The sequence below is a fragment of the Saccharomonospora iraqiensis subsp. paurometabolica YIM 90007 genome (genome assembly GCF_000231035.2).
GTDB classification, from domain to species: Bacteria; Actinomycetota; Actinomycetes; order Mycobacteriales; family Pseudonocardiaceae; genus Saccharomonospora; species Saccharomonospora paurometabolica.
The window spans coordinates 188,849-205,862 of the sequence record NZ_KI912247.1 but is presented as its reverse complement, the minus strand read 5'-3'; the positions used below and the strand labels follow the sequence as shown (position 1 = coordinate 205,862).

Here is a 17,014-nt window from a genome sequence, read left to right as displayed (position 1 = left end):
CCGGCTGCTCGGCGCGGCCGGGGTGTCGCCGCAGGCGCTGCAGACCGGCGGGGGCGACGGCTCCCACGACCGGGACGGCTCCGGCAGGTCCGGCGGCTCGGGCGACAGCGACACCCCGACGTTGGACTCCTACGGGCACGACCTGACCGCACGCGCCCGTGCGGGTGAGCTGGACACGGTCATCGGCCGGGACACCGAGATCGAGCAGACGCTGGAGATCCTGGCCCGGCGCACCAAGAACAACCCGGTGCTGCTCGGCGAGGCCGGTGTCGGCAAGACCGCCATCGTCGAGGGCATCGCCCAGCGCATCGCCGCGGGCGAGGTGCCCGAGCTGCTCACCGGCAAGCGGCTGGTGCAGCTCGACCTGTCCGGCATGCTCGCCGGCACGCGCTACCGCGGTGACTTCGAGGAGCGCATGAACAAGGTGCTCGACGAGATCACCGAGCACTCCGACGAGCTGATCGTGTTCCTCGACGAGATCCACACCGTGGTCGGTGCGGGCGGTGCCGAGGGCGCGGTCGACGCGGGCAACATGCTCAAGCCGAAGCTGGCCCGCGGTGAGCTGCACGTGGTCGGTGCGACGACGCTGGACGAATACCGGAAGAACATCGAGAAGGACGCGGCCCTGGAGCGCCGTTTCCAGCCGGTGACGGTGGACGAGCCGAGCGTCGACGACGCCGTGGCGATCCTGTCCGGGCTGCGCGAGGCCTACCAGCACCACCACAAGGTGACCTACACCGACGACGCGATCACCGCGGCGGTGGAGCTGTCCGCCCGGTACCTGCCGGACCGGCAGCTGCCGGACAAGGCCATCGACCTGCTCGACCAGGCCGGTGCCCGGCTGCGGCTGAGCCGCACCACCGGTGAGGATCGCGAGCGGATCCGGCAGCGGCTGGACGATCTCGAACGGCAGAAGGACGGAGCCGTGTCCGAGGAGGACTACGAGCGGGCCTCGCAGCTGCGCGACGAGATCACCGGGCTGCAGCGCACCCTGGACGGTGCCGGGCAGGACGCCCCGGAAGCGGAGTCGACCGGTGACACGGTGACGGTCGAGGAGATCGCCGAAGTGGTCTCCCGGCTGACCGGCATCCCGGCAAGCACGCTCACCGAGCGGGAGAAGCAGCGGCTGCGGCGGCTGGAGTCCGAGCTGCACCAGCGGGTGATCGGCCAGGACGACGCGGTGACCGCGGTGTCCCGGGCGGTGCGGCGCAACCGCACCGGCATGAACGACCCGGACCGGCCGGTGGGCACGTTCCTGTTCCTCGGGCCGACCGGCGTCGGCAAGACGGAGCTGGCCAAGGCGCTGGCGGGCTCGCTGTTCGGCGACGAGGACAACATGATCCGGCTGGACATGAGCGAGTTCGGCGAGCGGCACACCGTCAGCAGGCTGGTCGGCTCCCCGCCCGGCTACGTCGGCTACGACGAGTCCGGCCAGCTGACCGAGAAGGTGCGCCGCCGCCCGTACAGCGTGATCCTGCTCGACGAGATCGAGAAGGCGCACCCGGACGTGTTCAACCTGCTGTTGCAGGTGTTCGACGACGGCAGGCTCACCGACGGGCAGGGTCGCACGGTGAACTTCACCAACACGGTGCTGATCATGACCAGCAACCTCGGCTCGGAGATCATCTCCAGCCGCTCGGGTGAGTTCGGGTTCAGCGGCCCCGCGCAGGAGAGCTCCGGCAAGGCGGTGCGCGACCGGCTGATGGGCAAGCTGCGGGAGTCGTTCCGGCCCGAGTTCCTGAACCGGGTGGACGAGATCGTGGTCTTCGACAAGCTCGGCCAAGAACAGCTGCGTGAGATCACCGACCTGCTGCTGAACGACAGCCGCGAACGGCTGCACGCGCAGGAGATCGGCGCGGAGTTCACGCCCGAGGCGATCGACTGGCTCGCCGAGCGCGGCCACCAGCCGGAGTTCGGTGCCCGGCCGCTGCGGCGGACGATCCAGCGGGAGGTCGACGACCGCATCGCCGACCTGCTGCTGGACGACGCGATCGGCCCCGGGGCGCGGCTGCGGATCACGCCCGACGCGGACGGTGAGCGGCTCGCCTTCGAGGTGACCGAGCCGGCCTCGACCGGCTGAGCCGCCCCGGCAACACCGCGGGAACGCCGCACGACACCACCGGCGGGGCCGGGTCCACGACGGACCCGGCCCCGCGGTTTCGTTGTCCGGGGGCAGCCTGTCCCGACCGGTGACGGCAGCACACACCGGCCGCGCCCGGCACACGGGAGTTCGTTCCCAGTACGTCATGTAACATGTTACTTTGTGTGCCACTGGAAGATCCGGCGTGGACGCACACCCGTGCAATACTCGTTCCACGGAGTGTGGGCGTCGAAGGAGGTGACATGTTCCCCACCAACCTCACGGCCGTGTTGACCGGAGCATCGCGCTCACAGCTACATCGCTGGAACTCGACCGGGCTGCTGGTCCCGGAACTGGCGACCAAGCCTCGACTGCTCTACTCGTTCCGCGACGTGGTGGCGCTGCGCACGGTGGTTCGCCTCCGCAGTGAGACGTCCCTGCAGAAAGTGCGGAAAGCTTTCGCGCGGATGCCGACCCTCGACTTGACCGAGCACCCGTCGAGGTACGGCTTCGGCACCGACGGCAACACGATCGTGGTCGCCGACAACGACGGCAACACCATCGACCTCGTCGCGAACCCGGGGCAGTATCACATCCTCAGCCTGGCGGACATCTTCGAGTCATTCCGAACCAATCGCGGCGACACCGTGGTGGACTTCCTCCACCCCCGCGAACACCTGGAGATACGGGCCGGCCGTCTGGGAGGTTGGCCGACCATCGCGGCCACCCGCATCCCTTACGACACCATCGCCGACCTCGTCTCCGACGGAGAGGTCCCCCTCGGAGACGTGAACTACTTTTATCCCGGAGTCGATGCCGACGCCGCTGCCGATGCGCTGGACTTCCACATGGCCGTCCGGAGTGTGGCGTGAGATTCTTCGTGGATCACAACCTCAGCCCGACCCTCACCGGGACGGTATCCCCCATGCATCCGGATCACGATTTCCGCTGCGCGAGGGATGAGCAACTCATGGCCGAACACGACATCCCGCTATTCACCAAGCTCACACAACGTGGGTTCGACGCGATCATCACTCGCGACGGCAATCAACTTGTCGACCCGGATGAGAAACAGGCCTTGGTCAACAGTGGTCTTCACTGGTTGGGAATCAGCCCTGCCAAGGGGAAGGGGCTGTTAGGCATCGCGCTCGACTCGGCCGCCATCACAGTGGGTTTGACGATGGTTCTCCCAGATCTCGAACGGCACCAGAGCGCGGTCCGGTTCCGTGCGATACCTCATCAACGGGACCAACGTGTCAAACACATCGACCTGCGAGCGAAGAACGGCTGAGGATCCCTGCCCCGGTCAGGACGGCAGGGTGAGGTAGTCGGTGAGCAGCAGGTAGGCCGGGAGCCAGCCGGTGCCGATGCCGACGAGGAGGGTGACGACGCCCGCGATCCGCATGATGGGGCGTTGCAGGCCCAGCAGGACCCAGTACAGGAACCACAGCACCGCCCACGCGGCCCAGTTCACCCCCAGCCAGGTCATCCAGGTCCCGCCGTCCGCGTCGGTGAGGGTGAAGCCGGCGGTCGGCGCCGCGGTGAGCGCGACGAACAGGCTGTACCAGCCGAGTCCGCGCCCGTCCACGTCCACGTACCGGTTGTAGGCGATCCACAGGTAGGTGAACGAGAACAGCAGGATCTGCGCCCCGAACACGATGGCGGTGAAGTCGTCCCGCATCGCGCCGAGGACCATCGAGATGATCGCCGCGATCAGGATGATCCCGCCGGAGAAGAGGTTGATGATGCCGATCTCACGGTCCTGGATGTGGCCGAGCAGCCAGAGGCCGTTCAGCGCCAGCACGGCCCCGACGTAGAGCAGCACAAGAGCGATCATGGGTGAACCGGTCCTTCCGCGGGCGGCGTCACGTGTGGTGCGGACCCGCTCAGCGCGCGAGCAGGTCCTTGAGTGCGGTGTCGATGAACTCGGTGTCGGTGGGGTTGGCCCCGCTGCCGGCGAAGTGGCCCCAGACGGACGGGATCGGGCGGAACTCGGCGTTCGGCAACAGCCCCGCCTCGTACTCGCTGTCCTCGGGGGTGAAGTAGAGGTCCGTCCGGCACGGCATGACGACCGCACGTGCGGTGATCGCGTTCAGCGCGGCGGTGAGATCGCCCTGGTAGCGGTCGTTGGCGCTGAGGTCGCCGTGTTGCCACGTCCAGGCCATCGCCAGCAGGTTGTTCGGGTCGCGCTGGAGGAAGAAGCCCTCCCAGAAGCCGACGAGGAAGTCCTCCAGGGAGGCGTGGCCCATCTCCCGCCAGAGTTCCTCGCGGTAGAAGGCCTGGGACATCCCCCACCCGGCGTAAACCCGCCCGACCGCGCGCAGCGCGCGGTGCGGCTTGTCGGTGTACCACCCGTCCTGCCACGCCGCGTCGGTGCGGATCGCGGCCTTGACGGCCTCCAGGAAGACGACGTTGTGCGGCCACACCCGGGCGGTGCCGCAGAACGGGCCGATCCGCTCGACCATGTCGGGGTGGGCCGCGCCCCACTCGAAGGACTGCATCGCCCCCATCGACCATCCGGTGACCAGGGCGATGCGGTCGAAGCCGAGCACCTCGGTCACGAGCCGGTGTTGCAGGCGCACGTTGTCGTGCACGGTCACCGGCGGGAAGGCCGCCTGGTTGAACGGCTCGGCGGTGTTGCTCGGGGAGCTGGACACGCCGTTGCCCAGCATGTTCGGCACCACGATGAACCAGCGGTCCGGGTCCAGCGCCATGCCGGGGCCGATGAGCCATTCGTTGTCCTGGTGCCGGCCCGAGTACCAGGTGGGGTAGACGATCAGGTTGTCCTTCGCCGCGTTCGGCTTTCCGTAGGTCTGGTAGACCAGCTCCACGCGGGGCAGGGTCCGCCCGCACTGCAGCGTGACGTTGTCGAAGACTGCCGTGTCCGGCTCGCGGGCCATGGGACCTCTCCCTTCCGTCCGGGTGACACGGGTCGGGCGCGTCAGGAGGTGACGCAGACCTGCCCGCGGTCCTGTTTGACCGGCCCCTGCCCGCCCGGCCGGATGTCGAAGTCGAAGATCTCGGTCGGCAGGTACAGCGAGCAGCACGCGTTGGGGATGTCCACCACGCCGCTGACCCGTCCCTCGATCGGGGACGTGCCGAGGATCAGATACGCCTGCTCCCCGGTGTAGCCCCACTGCTTGAGGTACTCGATGGCGTTGAGGCAGGCGTTGCGGTAGGCCTCGGTGGCGTCCATGTACAGGTTGGTGTTGTCCCGGTGGTCCACCGAGACACCGATGAAGGTGAGGAACTCCGAGTACCGCGGCTCGACCCGGCCCGGGATGAAGGCGGGGTTGGTGTGGATGCCGTAGGTGTCCATCCCGCCCTTGATGAGGTCGACGGCGAGGTCGATGTAGCCGCCCATCTCGATCGCGCCGCAGAAGTTGATCTCACCGTCGCCCTGGCTGAAGTGCAGGTCACCGCCGGAGAGTTTCGCGCCGGGCACGTGCACCGGGTAGAACACCCGGGAACCGCGGGTGAAGTTCTTGATGTCGTGGTTACCGCCGTTCTCCCGCGGCGGGACGGTGCGCGCGCCGTCGTCCGCGATGGCCCGGGCGGCGTCGCCGGTGGCGGTGCCCGCGAGGGTGCCGTGGGACAGCGGGGGCAGCGCCAGCGGCGGCACCCGGTCCGGGTCGGTGGCGATCAGCGCCCGTTCCCGTGAGTTCCACCGTTCGAGCAGGTCGGCCGAGGGGGCGACGCCGAACAGCCCGGGGTGGGTGATGCCGTGCATCCGCACGCCGGGGACGTGCCGGGAGTCGCACTGCTGGCCGTGAAAGTCCCAGATGGCCTTGTAGGCGTCCGGGTAGTAGTCGGTGAGGAAACCCCCGCCGTTCACCTTGGCGAAGATCCCGCTGTAGCCCCAGCCCTGCCCGCACACCGGCCCGGTCTGCTGCGGGATCGGGCCGAGGTCGAGGATGTCGACGACGAGCAGGTCACCCGGCTCGGCGCCCTCGACACCGATCGGCCCGCTGAGCACGTGACACCGGTCCAGGTCGACGTCGCGCACGTCGTTGGCCGAGTCGTTGTTGCCGATCTGGCCGTCCGTCCATTCCCGGCACTCGATGCGGAACTCCTGGCCGGGGCGCACCTGCGTGACCACCGGCACGTCGGGGTGCCACCGGTTGTGGCCCGGGACGTCCTGTTCGGCCATGGTGCGGGACGGGGCGTGGCGGAACACTACTTCTGGCATTCGGGCACCTCACAGCGGGCTCGGTCGGGACGTCACGGCGATCGTGGTGGGTTCAGTGGCGATGCGGGCGGCTCGCCGGGTGGGGCACGGTCCGCATGTGACGCGCCGACTCCCTGCCCACGAGCCGTTCCAGCCTCGGGTCGGCCCGCGACCGGCCGACGCGCTCCGTGCCGGGGTCGCGCCGCACCACCTCCGGCTCGTCCCGGCTCTTCTCCGCCGCATCACGGGCGCGGACGAGCTGCGGCGAAACCTGTTTCAGCCGCGGTGCGGAAATGACGCGCCGCGCCTCGTTCTCGCACCCCGGACAACACTCCGTCGTCGGAGCGCTGTTCATTCCGTGGGAACGTTCGATGATTCCGCATTCCGGGCATCGGTATTCGTACAACGGCATGTCGGAGCCGCCCTGATCATTCGTCGATGTGAACGATTCCGACGCTACCCACCCACCGGCCGTCGCGCTGGCCGCAGGCGGTGCAGCTGTCGCCCTTTCGTGAATCCTCACCCGTCCTGACGACGGGGGTTGCTTCCGTGCCTCGACACCGTCCCGCCGGTCGACCGGGCCGAGCACTAGGATCTCGACCGACCGACTACCGGAGAGCACCATGGGGGAGCACACCGGATGATGGAGATCATCTGCGGGGGGATCACAGTCCTCCTCGCGCTGTGGTATGTCGTGGAGAGCATCAGGGTTCGCAGACAGAGCTTCCGCCGGGCGATAAGGCGGGTCGAGCAGGAGGTGGCCGCCACACGGCCGCCCGGGGACCCGGCACTGGTCCGGATGTGGACGGTCCGTCCGCTGTCCGAGCACATGGTGAAACGGATGGCCGAACTGAGCGGCTTCCGTTTCATCGGGAAGCAGACCCACAACGGGATTCCCGCACTGGCATTCGCCCCTCCGAAGGACTCCCGAAAGTTATCGATACATGACTGAGGAAATGTCCGAAGCCATCGCTCTGTGGCTGTTTCTGCCCTCGATGGGCGTCATACTCGTCATCCTCTTCGCCAGAATGTTCGGCACACCGACCGAGGTGCGGCAACACCGCCGTACCGAACAGCTGAAGACCCTCCGCGAGCTCGCCCGTTCACCCGGCCCCACACTCGAACTCGACTGGTTGCGCTGCAAGGAACTCGCCTTCGCCGAGCTGCGCCGGGAGTTGGGTCGGAAGGGTTGGCGCTTCGTCGACGAGGAGATCACCTGCACCGGGTGGCTGCTGCACTTCTCCCGAGAGGAGGGAGAACCGGCGAAGCGGACCGATTCCGGGCAGCAGCTACGCCGCGAGCTGCGCGAGGCCACGCTGAATGCCGACGGCTTCTATCCGCTGGGCACCAGCCGGTACGCCGACCTGAGCACCGCCACAATCACCCAGATGGTCCGCGGCACCGGCTGGAAGGAAGCCGACCACTCGCAGATCCGGCGGGGCGAGGTGGTCCGGCTGACTCGCCCTGGCACCACGGTCGTCTCCCCCGCACAGGAGTCGTTCACCAACGCCTCGGACCCGGCCGAGCTCCGGGACCACCCCGCGGTCCGCGCCCGTGCCGCCGAGATCGAGCGACTCCAAGGATTCGACCCGCTGTCGCCACAGGTACTCGAGCGGGCACGGGAACAACACCGCGCCTGGGGCGCGAAGTTCAACCGGCAGGGAAGGTTGGCGATGCTGTTCGGTTTCGTCAGCCTGTTCATGGTCCTCGGCACGCTCGCCTCCACGGAGCACGAGTACTTCGTATTGCTGCTCGGCGTGTCGGCGGTGGTGTGGACCCTGTTCGGTGTCTTTCTGGTCAGAGTCGTGCTTGTCCGCGAACGACGAAACCGTGACGTCCGCCCGGTCCTCGACGCCTACGCGGAACTCGAAACGCCGGCACGGTCCCGGTGATCCACCGGACGCCCGGACTTTCACGGGTCGGGGTCTTCTCCCCCGGCCTCGCACCAGAGGCGCACCACGGCCTCCACCTCGGCGCGTCCCGCTCCGGTGATTTCGATCCGGTGGTCGCCGAGCTCCATGGAGACACTCCGCGCGGCACTACGCTGCACGAACGCCGACACCACATCGGCGATCGCCTTGACCGTCGTCGCGGACAAGACCCCCGTCGCGACCAGCACACCGACCACATCGGCGATTCCCGCCTTCGCCCCCGCCGGAGCTTCGGCACCGACACGGTCGATCGAGTGGATGTCGAGGGTGGCGAGGTCACCGTACAGCGCACCGGTCCACCGGTCGATCTCCTCGTCGTCCGAATCCTCCGCACCGTTCACCGCGATCCGAACGGCCGTCACGTCCCCCATCGTCGTTACCCTTCCTCACCATGACGAGCTCTGCTCGTCCTCGTGACCGAGGATCCACTCGGCCAGGCGCAGCCGGCTCTCGTCCGCATCCGCGAGCCCGGACCGCAGCATCACGTCCACCGCGCCGAACACCTCGCAGCGTTGCTCCTGCGGCAGCGCCGGCATCATGTTCTGCGCCGCACACAAGGCCCAGAACTGCTGAAAGGCCGAGGTCGAGTTGCCGACACCGTCCGCCACCGCCGAGACGGTCTCCGGTGTGGGGCCGGCGATTCTGGTGCACAGCGCCATGGTCACCACGCGCGCCGCATCGTCGTCCGTGGCGAACGACTCGATGCGGCGAGGCAACACACCGGACCGCTCGGCCCGTCCCGCGAGTGCCGCCGCCTCTGCGGGGATCTCGTCCAGGTACGCGGTGCGGCGTCCACCACTCGGCAGGACCTCTCGAATGGCGGAATAGCGGATCTCCAGCTCCCGGAGGTGCCGTTCCACCTCCGCCCTCACCGAATCGTGCCCTGTGGTCGCCCCCGTCCCGGGGCGCGCACGCGGCTGTGCCTTCGCGATCCAGACGGCTCCCTGGACACCACTGCTGAAGGATGTCGGGGTCTGTGGCTTACCGGCCGACCGGCACTCCTGTTCGAGATAGGCGTGCAGGTCCTCCGGGGAGACGAGACCGTCCCCGTCGGTGTCGGCCCGGCCCGTCCACAGGCCCTGCACCAAGAGGTCGGTGAAGGCGGACACGGTCGAGTCGGAGTCGGTGATCTCCGAATCCTCGTAGGCGTACTCCAGGGAGTTGGTCGCGGTGATGACGTAGCTTCCCTTGCCACAGATCTGGTTCGCCAGGTTCCCGGTCGACGCGGTCTTCGCGGCGAGTCCGTGGGCGAAGGCACCGCTGTAGCAGCAGTCCAACAGCGCCACCTTCGCCCCGGCACGACTGTGCTCCATCTGCTCGTTGACGAACTGCGCGGAGGTCGCCGTGGACGCGAGACGATCCGGCCTGCTGTTCGTCGCGGCGAAGTACAACCTGCCACGCAGATCCTTCACCCCGTGGCAGGTGAAGTAGGTGAGGACGATGTCGTCCGGCCGACACTCGGCGAATGTCTCCTCGATCGCTTCTTCGATCTCCTGTCGTGGACGATCGATGACCGTCCGCACCTCGGTGAAATCGCCGACGCCCGGTTTTTCCAGCGCCACACGCAGGGCGTCGACGTCCTGCGCCGGAGCACGCAGCCGACGCAGGAGCGGATCGCTGTACTCGCCCACCGCGACGAGCAGTGCCAGACGCCGGCCCACGAAAACACCCCCGGATACGTGAGGTGCACAGCCTACCGACCCGGGTGCTTCCCGCAACACCGATGCCGCACGACCCGCGCAGGACGAACCGGGTGTGCAGGGCGGCGATCATGTCGGACAATGCACCCGATGAGCCGAGCCCCGGGGCCACTGCGAACCACACCCTCCCGGGTGTGCCGCATTCATGGCGACGATCACCCCACCGTCGCCCGGATCGACCCGTTGCTGACAGGCTCACCTCCAGCGAGGTGGAGGGAAGTGAATCGTGCCGCGACTGGCCATCGCCAAGCAATTCCTGCGGGACTACGCCCGGCTGCAGAAGCCGGTGCAGGACCGGGTCACCGAGGTCTTCGCCAAATTCGAAAACGACCCACATTCCGGTCGGAATCTGGAGAAAATCACCAACGCCCGGGACGACCGGTTCCGTTCCATCCGGATCACGCTGGATGTGCGCGGGATCGTGCTCGCCCCGGACAGCGGGGACGTCTACACCCTGCTCAAGGTGCTGGCGCACGACGACGCCTACGACTGGGCGCAGCGGCGTACCGCCTCGGTCAACAGCGCCACCGGCGGGATCGAGATCCGGGACACCGCCGCCCTGGACGCCACCCTGCCGGAGCTGTCCCGGCTGGCCGACGCGACGCCGACCCGCCTGTTCGAGCACGTCGGTGACGCCGATCTGCGTCGCCTCGGCATCGACGACCAGACGCTGGACTTCGCCCGCGCCCTGACCGACCAGATGCAGCTCGACGCGGCGCACGCGTTCCTGCCCACGACCCAGTGGGACGTGCTGTCCGGGCTCGCCGCCGGGTTGTCGCCGGACGAGGTCTGGGCCGAACTCGGCGAGGCGATCACCTCCGGCCCGGTGGACACCGACGACCTCGACGCGGCGATCGAGCGCAGCGCCGACCGGGTCGTGCTGGTGGACGGGCCCGAGGAGCTGCTCGCCGTCTTCGCGCACCCGTTCGCCCTGTGGCGGGTGTACCTGCACCCGTTGCAGCGCACCGTGGTCGAGGCGGGCTACCGCGGCCCCGCGCGGGTCACCGGTGGGCCCGGCACCGGCAAGACCGTGGTCGTGCTGCACCGGGCCCACCACCTGGCCGCGCGGGGCGAAGGGCCGGTGCTGGTCACCACGTTCACCTCGACGCTGGCCGACTCGCTCGGCGCGGGGATCAAGCTGCTGACCGACTCCCCCGACTCCGCCGACCGCATCGAGGTCGCCCACGTCGACCAGCTCGCCCACCGCGTCTACCGCCGCGAGCACGGCCCGCCGCGGATGCTCGACGGCGACGACGAGAAGCGGCGGTGGAAGCGGATCGTCAAACAGCTCGAGCTGCCGTTCACCGAGACCTTCCTGGGCGAGGAGTGGCGGCAGGTGGTGCTCGCCCAACGGGTCGGCTCGGCCGAGGACTACCTCGGCGCGAAACGCACCGGGCGGGGCCGCAGGCTCGGCGCCCGGCAGAAGGCGCAGGTCTGGCAGGCGATCTGGGAGTTCCAGCGGCAGCTGCACGACGAGGGGCTCGTCACCCACGAGACCGTCCGCGCCGAGGCGACCCGCCTGTTGGAACAGCTGCCCGACGAGGACAAGCCCTACCGGCACATCGTGGTGGACGAGGCGCAGGACCTCAGCCCGGAGGGCTGGCGGTTCCTGCGCGCCGCCGCGCCCGCACGCCCGGACGACCTCTTCCTCGCCGGGGACACCCACCAGCGCATCTACGCCGGCCGGGTCAGTCTGCGCGAGGTCGGCGTGCACGTGACCGGGCGGTCGACGAAACTGCGGATCAACTACCGCACCACGGCCGAGATCCTGGCGTGGAGTCTGGAACTGCTGCACGGCGAACGCATCGACGACATGGACGGCGGCCTCGACTCGATCGCGGGCTGCCGCTCCGAGATGCACGGCCTGCCGCCGACCGAGCGGGGCTTCGCCACCCGCGAGGACGAGCTGCGCCACCTCACCGAGGTGGTGACCGGCTGGCTCGACGCGGGGGTGGAGACCGGGGAGATCGGCGTCGCCGCGCGGTCGAACTGGCTGGCGAACAAGGCGCAGTCCGCACTGGAGCGGGCCGGGGTGTCGGCCGCCGTGCTCTCCGGCGGTCGCGCGGCCGAGGACGTCGTCTCGGTCGGCACGATGCACCGGATGAAGGGGCTGGAGTTCCGGTGCCTGGCCGTGATCGGGGTGGGCGAGAAGCACATGCCGCCGCCGAACGCCGTCACCCCGGCCGAGGAGGACGCGCACACCCACGAGCAGGACCTGCAACGCGAACGTTGCCTGCTGTTCGTGGCCTGCACCCGCGCCCGCGAACAGCTCGCCGTGAGCTGGCACGGCGACCGCAGCGCGCTGCTGCCCGCACCATCCGAGAACTGACCCGCCACCCACCACACCACCAGGGAAGGTGACCTCGTGAAACTGTCGACGCTGCTGGACCAGATCGATGCCGGGACCGTGCTGCTCCCGGAGTTCCAGCGCGGCTACGTGTGGAACCGTGAACAGGTGCGCGGCCTGATGCGCTCGCTCTACCGCGGCCACCCGGTGGGCGGGCTGCTGCTGTGGGAGACCTCCACCGAGGGGGTGTCGGTCCGCGGCGGTATCACGGGCACCGGCACGCACCTGCTGCTGCTGGACGGGCAGCAGCGGGTCACCACGCTGTACAGCGTCATCCGGGGCAACCCGCCCGCGTTCTTCGAGGGTGACCCGACCGTGTTCCGCGGGCTGCACTTCAACGTCGACACCGAGGTGTTCGAGTTCTACATGCCCAGCAAAATGGCCGACGACGTGCACTGGGTGGACGTGACCGAGCTGTTCAAGACCGGGCCCGTGCCGTTCCTGTCGAAGTTCTCCGACCAGCCGGACAAGGCGAATCTCTACCTGTCCCGGCTGAACGAGCTGTGCCAGATCACCGACAAGGATTTCAACCAGGAGACGATCAGCGGCCCGAACCGGTCCGTCGACGATGTCGTCGAGATCTTCAACCGGGTGAACCACGGCGGAACCAAACTGTCCAATGGTGACCTCGCACTGGCCAAAGTTTGTGCACAGTGGCCGGACGCACGCAGTGCGATGCGTCAGCACCTGGCCCGGTGGAAAGAGGCCGGGTTCGACTTCACCCTGGACTGGTTGCTGCGCAACGTCAACGCGGTGGCCACCGGCCGTGCGCTGTTCACCGCGCTGGACAAGGTCCCGGCGGACCATTTCCAACAGGCCCTCGAACGCACCGTCGGCTACATCGGCACGATCCTGGACACCATCTCCGGCAGGCTCGGCCTCGATCACGACCGTGTGCTGATGGCCCGCTACGCGATCCCGGTGATCTCGCGGCTCCTGGAGCTCAACGGCGGCCGGTTCCCGGACAGCGCCTACCGGGACAAGGTGCTGTACTGGTACGTGCACGCCTCGCTGTGGGGGCGGTTCGCGGGTGCGACCGAGACCGCGCTGCAGCAGGACTACGACACCGCCGCACGCGACGGCATCGACGGCCTCATCCGGACGCTGGAGCGCACCCGTGGCGGGAACCTGGCGGTGCGCCCGCACGACTTCGAGGGCTCGACCAAGGGTTCCCGGTTCTACCCGCTGCTGTACATGCTCACCCGGGTGCGCGGCGCCCGCGACTTCGGCAGCGGCCTGGAGCTCAAGGCGGAGATGCTCGGCAAGCTCGGCTCGCTGCAGGTGCACCACGTCTTCCCGAAGTCGCTGCTGCGGCAGCGCTACGAGCGCGGCCACGTCAACGCCGTGGCGAACTTCTGCTTCCTGACCCAGCAGACGAATCTCGACGTCGGCAACCGGCCGCCGGAGGACTACTTCCGCGAGGTGGAACAGAAGCACCCGGGGGTGCTGGCCTCGCAGTGGATCCCGGCCGACGAGACCCTGTGGAAGCTGGAGAACTACCTCGACTTCCTCGCCGCGCGCCGCGAACTGCTGGCCGAGGCCGCGCAGTCGTTCCTGGAGGGCCTGCGCTCGGGTACGGAGTCGGCCGGGACGGCGGAACTGCGCCCGATGCAGGTGGTCTCCGAGGAGTCCGACGACGCACGCGCGGTGCAGGTGCGCGGGCTCGTGGACGAGATGTTGCGGCTGGGCTACGCCGAACCCCGCACCGACGCCGAGATCGCGGACCCGGACACCGGCCGCGCCCTCGCCGTGGCCGAGGCGTACTGGCCGGACGGCCTGCAGCCCGGCCAGGGTGCGGCGGTGATCCTGGAACTCGACCCGGACGCCGCCGACCTGCCGCGCCTGGAGGAACTGGGCTACGAGGTGTTCACCTCGGTGGACGCGCTGCTGGGCTACGCCAACCGCCGCAACCGCGACGCCTCGGGCGTCGGCCCGGAGGCCGACCGGCCGGAGCCCGAACCGGAACCGGCCGATTCCGCGCTCGGCGAGCGGTTCGACCGCGCGATGCGGGAACTCTACGACCGCGCCCGGTACGAGGCGGGCTACACGGCGGGCTACTTCCTCAGCATGCTCGCCGACCTCGGCGCACTGGCCACCGCGCGCAAGCTGCTGCGCGCCCCCGCCGTCTCGGACGGCTTCGCCGCGCTGTGGGAGCGGGGCCGCCTGGACCTCACCGTCGAGGCCCTGGTCACCGACGAGGCGTTCGCCCCGCTGTTCACCGACCGCGAGCTGGACACCGCCCGCAACCGCCTGGCGCAGTTCGGCCACGACACCATCCGCCGGGCGGGCTGACAGCCTGTGGAGGCGGTGGCAGCCGCCCCGGTCGGTGAGCGAGCGCCAGGTACTGCCCCACCGGGATGGGTGCACTCTGCACCCATCCCGTGGTACGGTTGTGCTATGTCCAAGGTCGTGCAGATCCGTGACGTTCCCGACGACGTTCACGACGCCCTGGTCGAAGCCGCCCACGCGCAGGGACTCTCCCTGACCCGATACCTGCAGCGAGAACTGGAACATCTGGCCACGCGCACGGAGCTGCTGCGGAACAACGAGGCGGTCATCCGTCGGACCCAGGCCGAGGTCCGTGGTGAGGCGGACCGGGACACGATCCTGTCTGTGTTGCACGAGGGCCGCGGCGAGTGAAGGTCGTCGATGCCGGTGTCATCGTGGAACTCCTCGCCGGGAAACTCGATCCCGACCGGCTCGGGGACGAGGAACTGGCGGCACCACACCTGATCGACAGCGAGGTCACCCAGGTTCTCCGCGGTCTCGTCCGCCGCGGTTCGCTCAGCGAGGGACAAGGTGATCTGGCACTGAACGCCTTCGGCCGTCTGGCGCTCGAACGATTCCCCGCCGACCCGCTCCGGCCCAGGATGTGGGCGTTGCGGCACAACCTCAGTGCCTACGACGCCACCTATGTCGCGCTGGCCGAGATGCTGCGGGCCACCGCACTGCTGACCACCGACGCCCGCCTGGCGAACGCGCCCGGCCCCCGTTGCCCGATCGAACTGGTGTGACTGCGCTCCCGGAGGGGACGAGCGCCGGTTGATCGAGCCCCATCCGCAGGAGGCCGGTCGAGCCGGCCGACCCCGGTTCACCCCCGACGGAACTACACCCGGACACCGTCCACATAGACCTCGGCGTGCTCCTGCGGCACGCACACGAGGCCGGCGATGCGCTCGCTCTCCGGCAGCGGCGTGGGATACGACCAGACCAGGTCGGGCACCGGGGTTTCGCCCACCCGCACCGACCAGTACTCGGCCTGCCCCTTGTACGGGCAGTGGGTGACCTTGTCGCTCGGTTCCAGCAGGTCCAGCCGGACGTCCGGCTTCGGCAGGTAGTACCGGGTGGGCAGGTTGGTCTCGAACAACAGGCGCGCGCCGCGCGTGTCGGCGACGGTGACGCCGTCGACGTCCACGCGCACGTGCCGGGTGCTGGGCAGGATGTCGATGCGCACGTACGGGTCGCGGGGGTGGGTGTGGATCTGCTCGTCCTCCTCGAACCAGGCGTCCATCGCGGCGAAGTCGAGGCGGACGTGTCCGCGCAGCAGCTCGATCGGTGACTCGGGGTACTCCGTCACCGCGTCGGTCACCGTGTGCCCGCCGAGCCGCAGGTGCCCGATCCGGCCGGTCCCCCTGGTCGGCGAGGTGCGGGTGCGGTCGGTGAACTCGATCAGCTCGGTGCGGACGTCGTCGCGGGGCAGGTAGTAGGTCGGGAAGTACGGCACCTCCCACACCAGCAGCGGCCGGGTCGTGTCCGCCACGACGTGCCCGGCGAACACGGCGCGCACCCGCTTGTCGTGCCGCTCCACCCGGGCCCGGTTCCGGGTCTGCACGTCGCCGGAGTGGTCGGCGGCGGACGTGGTGGGTGTGGTGTGCGTGCTCATCGCGACCTCCGTCGCTCGTCGTCGTCCGCCCCGGCGGTCGCACCGTACCGGCGGACTGTGCCTGCCGTCACACCATTGTCGTCACCTCCCGGAGCCGACGCACGTGGCCGGGACCACGCCCGGCACGGGACGGTGCGCGGGCCGTGGCGACGTAGGCTCGGCGCATGGCCATCGAGGTGCTGCTCGTCGACGACCACGAGGTCGTGCGCCGGGGGTTGCGGGACCTGCTGGAGGACGAGTCGGACATCACCGTGGTCGCCGAGGCGGGCGGTGCCGAGGAGGCGCGGGCCGTGGCACTGCACGTGGAGCCGGACGTGGCGGTGGTGGACGTGCGGCTCGGGGACGGACGCACCGACGGCGTGACCCTGTGCCGGGAACTGCGGGACTCGGCGAGCCCACCGGCGTGCCTGGTGCTCACCGCGTTCGACGACGAGGAGGCCATGGTCGGCGCGATCATGGCCGGGGCGGCGGGCTACCTGCTGAAGCAGGTGCGCAGCCAGGACGTCGTGCACGCGGTGCGCGAGGTCGCGGCCGGGCGGTCCCTGCTGGATCCGCTGACGACGACGCGGCTGCTGGAGAAGGTGCGCAGCCCCGCGCAGCCGGACGAGCTCGACGCGCTCAGTGACCGCGAGCGCAGCGTGCTCGAACTCATCGGCCAGGGGATGTCCAACCGGGAGATCGCCGAGCGGCTGTTCCTCGCCGAGAAGACGGTGAAGAACTACGTCACCTCGCTGCTGGCCAAGCTCGGCCTGCGCCGCCGGACGCAGGCCGCCGCCTGGGTCGCCCGGCACGGCGCCGGTACCGGAAGCCGGGACTGAGCGGGCCGGACACCACCCCCGCCGCTATCCGCCCGCCCCGGCACGCCCGTGCAGCGGCAGGTCGAAGGCGACCATCGTGCCCATGCT

17 protein-coding genes are annotated in these 17,014 nt (G+C 69.3%); 10 read left to right on the top strand and 7 right to left on the bottom strand.

What is annotated here, in order from left to right; genetic code table 11:
• The 3 genes from SACPADRAFT_RS27985 to SACPADRAFT_RS29970 all read left to right on the top strand — a co-directional run.
• Nucleotides 1–2,080, top strand: a 2,080-nt coding sequence (locus SACPADRAFT_RS27985; protein ID WP_007024310.1) for an ATP-dependent Clp protease ATP-binding subunit, incomplete at its 5' end; no start/stop codon positions are given.
• 263 nt (nucleotides 2,081–2,343) lie between these two features.
• Complete coding sequence (locus SACPADRAFT_RS0215245) at nucleotides 2,344–2,952, top strand: DUF433 domain-containing protein (protein ID WP_007024309.1); 609 nt, start codon at nucleotides 2,344–2,346, stop codon at nucleotides 2,950–2,952.
• On the top strand, nucleotides 2,949–3,371 hold the full coding sequence (locus SACPADRAFT_RS29970; protein WP_007024308.1) for a PIN-like domain-containing protein: 423 nt from the start codon (nucleotides 2,949–2,951) through the stop codon (nucleotides 3,369–3,371). The genes SACPADRAFT_RS0215245 and SACPADRAFT_RS29970 overlap by 4 nt, the downstream gene beginning before the upstream one ends.
• Before the next feature lie 15 nt (nucleotides 3,372–3,386).
• Here the strand turns inward: SACPADRAFT_RS29970 and SACPADRAFT_RS0215235 are convergent, their stop codons facing one another.
• From SACPADRAFT_RS0215235 to SACPADRAFT_RS29965, 4 genes are read right to left on the bottom strand one after another with little or no spacing between them, the layout of a single operon-like run.
• The gene (locus SACPADRAFT_RS0215235) at nucleotides 3,387–3,917 is read right to left on the bottom strand and encodes an AmiS/UreI family transporter (protein WP_007024307.1); all 531 of its coding nucleotides are present in this window, start codon (nucleotides 3,915–3,917) and stop codon (nucleotides 3,387–3,389) included.
• 49 nt (nucleotides 3,918–3,966) lie between these two features.
• Complete coding sequence (locus tag SACPADRAFT_RS0215230; RefSeq protein ID WP_007024306.1) at nucleotides 3,967–4,980, bottom strand: alpha/beta fold hydrolase; 1,014 nt, start codon at nucleotides 4,978–4,980, stop codon at nucleotides 3,967–3,969.
• 41 nt (nucleotides 4,981–5,021) lie between these two features.
• On the bottom strand, nucleotides 5,022–6,269 hold the full coding sequence (fmdA, locus tag SACPADRAFT_RS0215225) for a formamidase (RefSeq protein ID WP_007024305.1): 1,248 nt from the start codon (nucleotides 6,267–6,269) through the stop codon (nucleotides 5,022–5,024).
• 52 nt (nucleotides 6,270–6,321) lie between these two features.
• The gene (locus tag SACPADRAFT_RS29965) at nucleotides 6,322–6,660 is read right to left on the bottom strand and encodes an FmdB family zinc ribbon protein (protein WP_007024304.1); all 339 of its coding nucleotides are present in this window, start codon (nucleotides 6,658–6,660) and stop codon (nucleotides 6,322–6,324) included.
• A gap of 228 nt (nucleotides 6,661–6,888) precedes the next feature.
• Here SACPADRAFT_RS29965 and SACPADRAFT_RS0215215 point away from each other — a divergent pair, with 228 nt between their 5' ends.
• Nucleotides 6,889–7,200, top strand: a complete 312-nt coding sequence (locus SACPADRAFT_RS0215215; RefSeq protein ID WP_007024303.1) for a hypothetical protein — start codon at nucleotides 6,889–6,891, stop codon at nucleotides 7,198–7,200.
• Complete coding sequence (locus tag SACPADRAFT_RS0215210; protein WP_007024302.1) at nucleotides 7,193–8,140, top strand: hypothetical protein; 948 nt, start codon at nucleotides 7,193–7,195, stop codon at nucleotides 8,138–8,140. Before SACPADRAFT_RS0215215 ends, SACPADRAFT_RS0215210 begins: the two co-directional genes overlap by 8 nt.
• A gap of 20 nt (nucleotides 8,141–8,160) precedes the next feature.
• On the opposite strand, the gene SACPADRAFT_RS0215205 is transcribed toward SACPADRAFT_RS0215210, so the two are convergent.
• Entirely contained in the window at nucleotides 8,161–8,541 is a 381-nt protein-coding gene (locus SACPADRAFT_RS0215205; protein WP_157577175.1) for a hypothetical protein, read from the bottom strand.
• Nucleotides 8,542–8,565: 24 nt separating this feature from the next.
• A complete protein-coding gene (locus tag SACPADRAFT_RS29960) occupies nucleotides 8,566–9,840 on the bottom strand; it encodes a caspase family protein (RefSeq protein WP_007024300.1) in 1,275 nt (424 codons plus the stop codon).
• A 265-nt stretch (nucleotides 9,841–10,105) separates the two neighbouring features.
• Between SACPADRAFT_RS29960 and SACPADRAFT_RS0215195 the strand changes: the two genes are divergently transcribed.
• The 4 genes from SACPADRAFT_RS0215195 to SACPADRAFT_RS0215180 all read left to right on the top strand — a co-directional run bounded on the left by SACPADRAFT_RS0215195 (nucleotide 10,106) and on the right by SACPADRAFT_RS0215180 (nucleotide 15,240).
• Complete coding sequence (locus tag SACPADRAFT_RS0215195; protein WP_007024299.1) at nucleotides 10,106–12,208, top strand: UvrD-helicase domain-containing protein; 2,103 nt, start codon at nucleotides 10,106–10,108, stop codon at nucleotides 12,206–12,208.
• Nucleotides 12,209–12,244: 36 nt separating this feature from the next.
• Nucleotides 12,245–14,518, top strand: a complete 2,274-nt coding sequence (locus tag SACPADRAFT_RS0215190; RefSeq protein WP_007024298.1) for a GmrSD restriction endonuclease domain-containing protein — start codon at nucleotides 12,245–12,247, stop codon at nucleotides 14,516–14,518.
• Between the two features lie 105 nt (nucleotides 14,519–14,623).
• Nucleotides 14,624–14,866, top strand: a complete 243-nt coding sequence (locus SACPADRAFT_RS0215185) for a hypothetical protein (RefSeq protein ID WP_007024297.1) — start codon at nucleotides 14,624–14,626, stop codon at nucleotides 14,864–14,866.
• Nucleotides 14,863–15,240: a type II toxin-antitoxin system VapC family toxin gene (locus SACPADRAFT_RS0215180; RefSeq protein ID WP_007024296.1), complete on the top strand. Its 378-nt coding sequence runs from the start codon at nucleotides 14,863–14,865 to the stop codon at nucleotides 15,238–15,240. The genes SACPADRAFT_RS0215185 and SACPADRAFT_RS0215180 overlap by 4 nt, the downstream gene beginning before the upstream one ends.
• Before the next feature lie 92 nt (nucleotides 15,241–15,332).
• On the opposite strand, the gene SACPADRAFT_RS0215175 is transcribed toward SACPADRAFT_RS0215180, so the two are convergent.
• Nucleotides 15,333–16,109 (bottom strand): DUF427 domain-containing protein, encoded by a 777-nt coding sequence (locus SACPADRAFT_RS0215175; RefSeq protein WP_007024295.1) that lies wholly within the window; start codon nucleotides 16,107–16,109, stop codon nucleotides 15,333–15,335.
• Nucleotides 16,110–16,273: 164 nt separating this feature from the next.
• Between SACPADRAFT_RS0215175 and SACPADRAFT_RS0215170 the strand changes: the two genes are divergently transcribed.
• On the top strand, nucleotides 16,274–16,927 hold the full coding sequence (locus SACPADRAFT_RS0215170; protein ID WP_007024294.1) for a response regulator: 654 nt from the start codon (nucleotides 16,274–16,276) through the stop codon (nucleotides 16,925–16,927).
• Nucleotides 16,928–17,014: the final 87 nt, after the last annotated feature.

What these genes read in the sequence shown, in the direction of transcription:
- SACPADRAFT_RS0215245 (WP_007024309.1), top strand. Translation starts at nt 2,344, where the DNA reads ATGTTCCCCACCAACCTCACGGCCGTGTTGACCGGAGCATCGCGCTCA.
- SACPADRAFT_RS0215235 (WP_007024307.1), bottom strand. Translation starts at nt 3,917, where the DNA reads ATGATCGCTCTTGTGCTGCTCTACGTCGGGGCCGTGCTGGCGCTGAAC.
- SACPADRAFT_RS0215230 (WP_007024306.1), bottom strand. Translation starts at nt 4,980, where the DNA reads ATGGCCCGCGAGCCGGACACGGCAGTCTTCGACAACGTCACGCTGCAG.
- fmdA (WP_007024305.1), bottom strand. Translation starts at nt 6,269, where the DNA reads ATGCCAGAAGTAGTGTTCCGCCACGCCCCGTCCCGCACCATGGCCGAA.
- SACPADRAFT_RS29965 (WP_007024304.1), bottom strand. Translation starts at nt 6,660, where the DNA reads ATGCCGTTGTACGAATACCGATGCCCGGAATGCGGAATCATCGAACGT.
- SACPADRAFT_RS0215215 (WP_007024303.1), top strand. Translation starts at nt 6,889, where the DNA reads ATGATGGAGATCATCTGCGGGGGGATCACAGTCCTCCTCGCGCTGTGG.
- SACPADRAFT_RS0215210 (WP_007024302.1), top strand. Translation starts at nt 7,193, where the DNA reads ATGACTGAGGAAATGTCCGAAGCCATCGCTCTGTGGCTGTTTCTGCCC.
- SACPADRAFT_RS0215185 (WP_007024297.1), top strand. Translation starts at nt 14,624, where the DNA reads ATGTCCAAGGTCGTGCAGATCCGTGACGTTCCCGACGACGTTCACGAC.
- SACPADRAFT_RS0215175 (WP_007024295.1), bottom strand. Translation starts at nt 16,109, where the DNA reads ATGAGCACGCACACCACACCCACCACGTCCGCCGCCGACCACTCCGGC.
- SACPADRAFT_RS0215170 (WP_007024294.1), top strand. Translation starts at nt 16,274, where the DNA reads ATGGCCATCGAGGTGCTGCTCGTCGACGACCACGAGGTCGTGCGCCGG.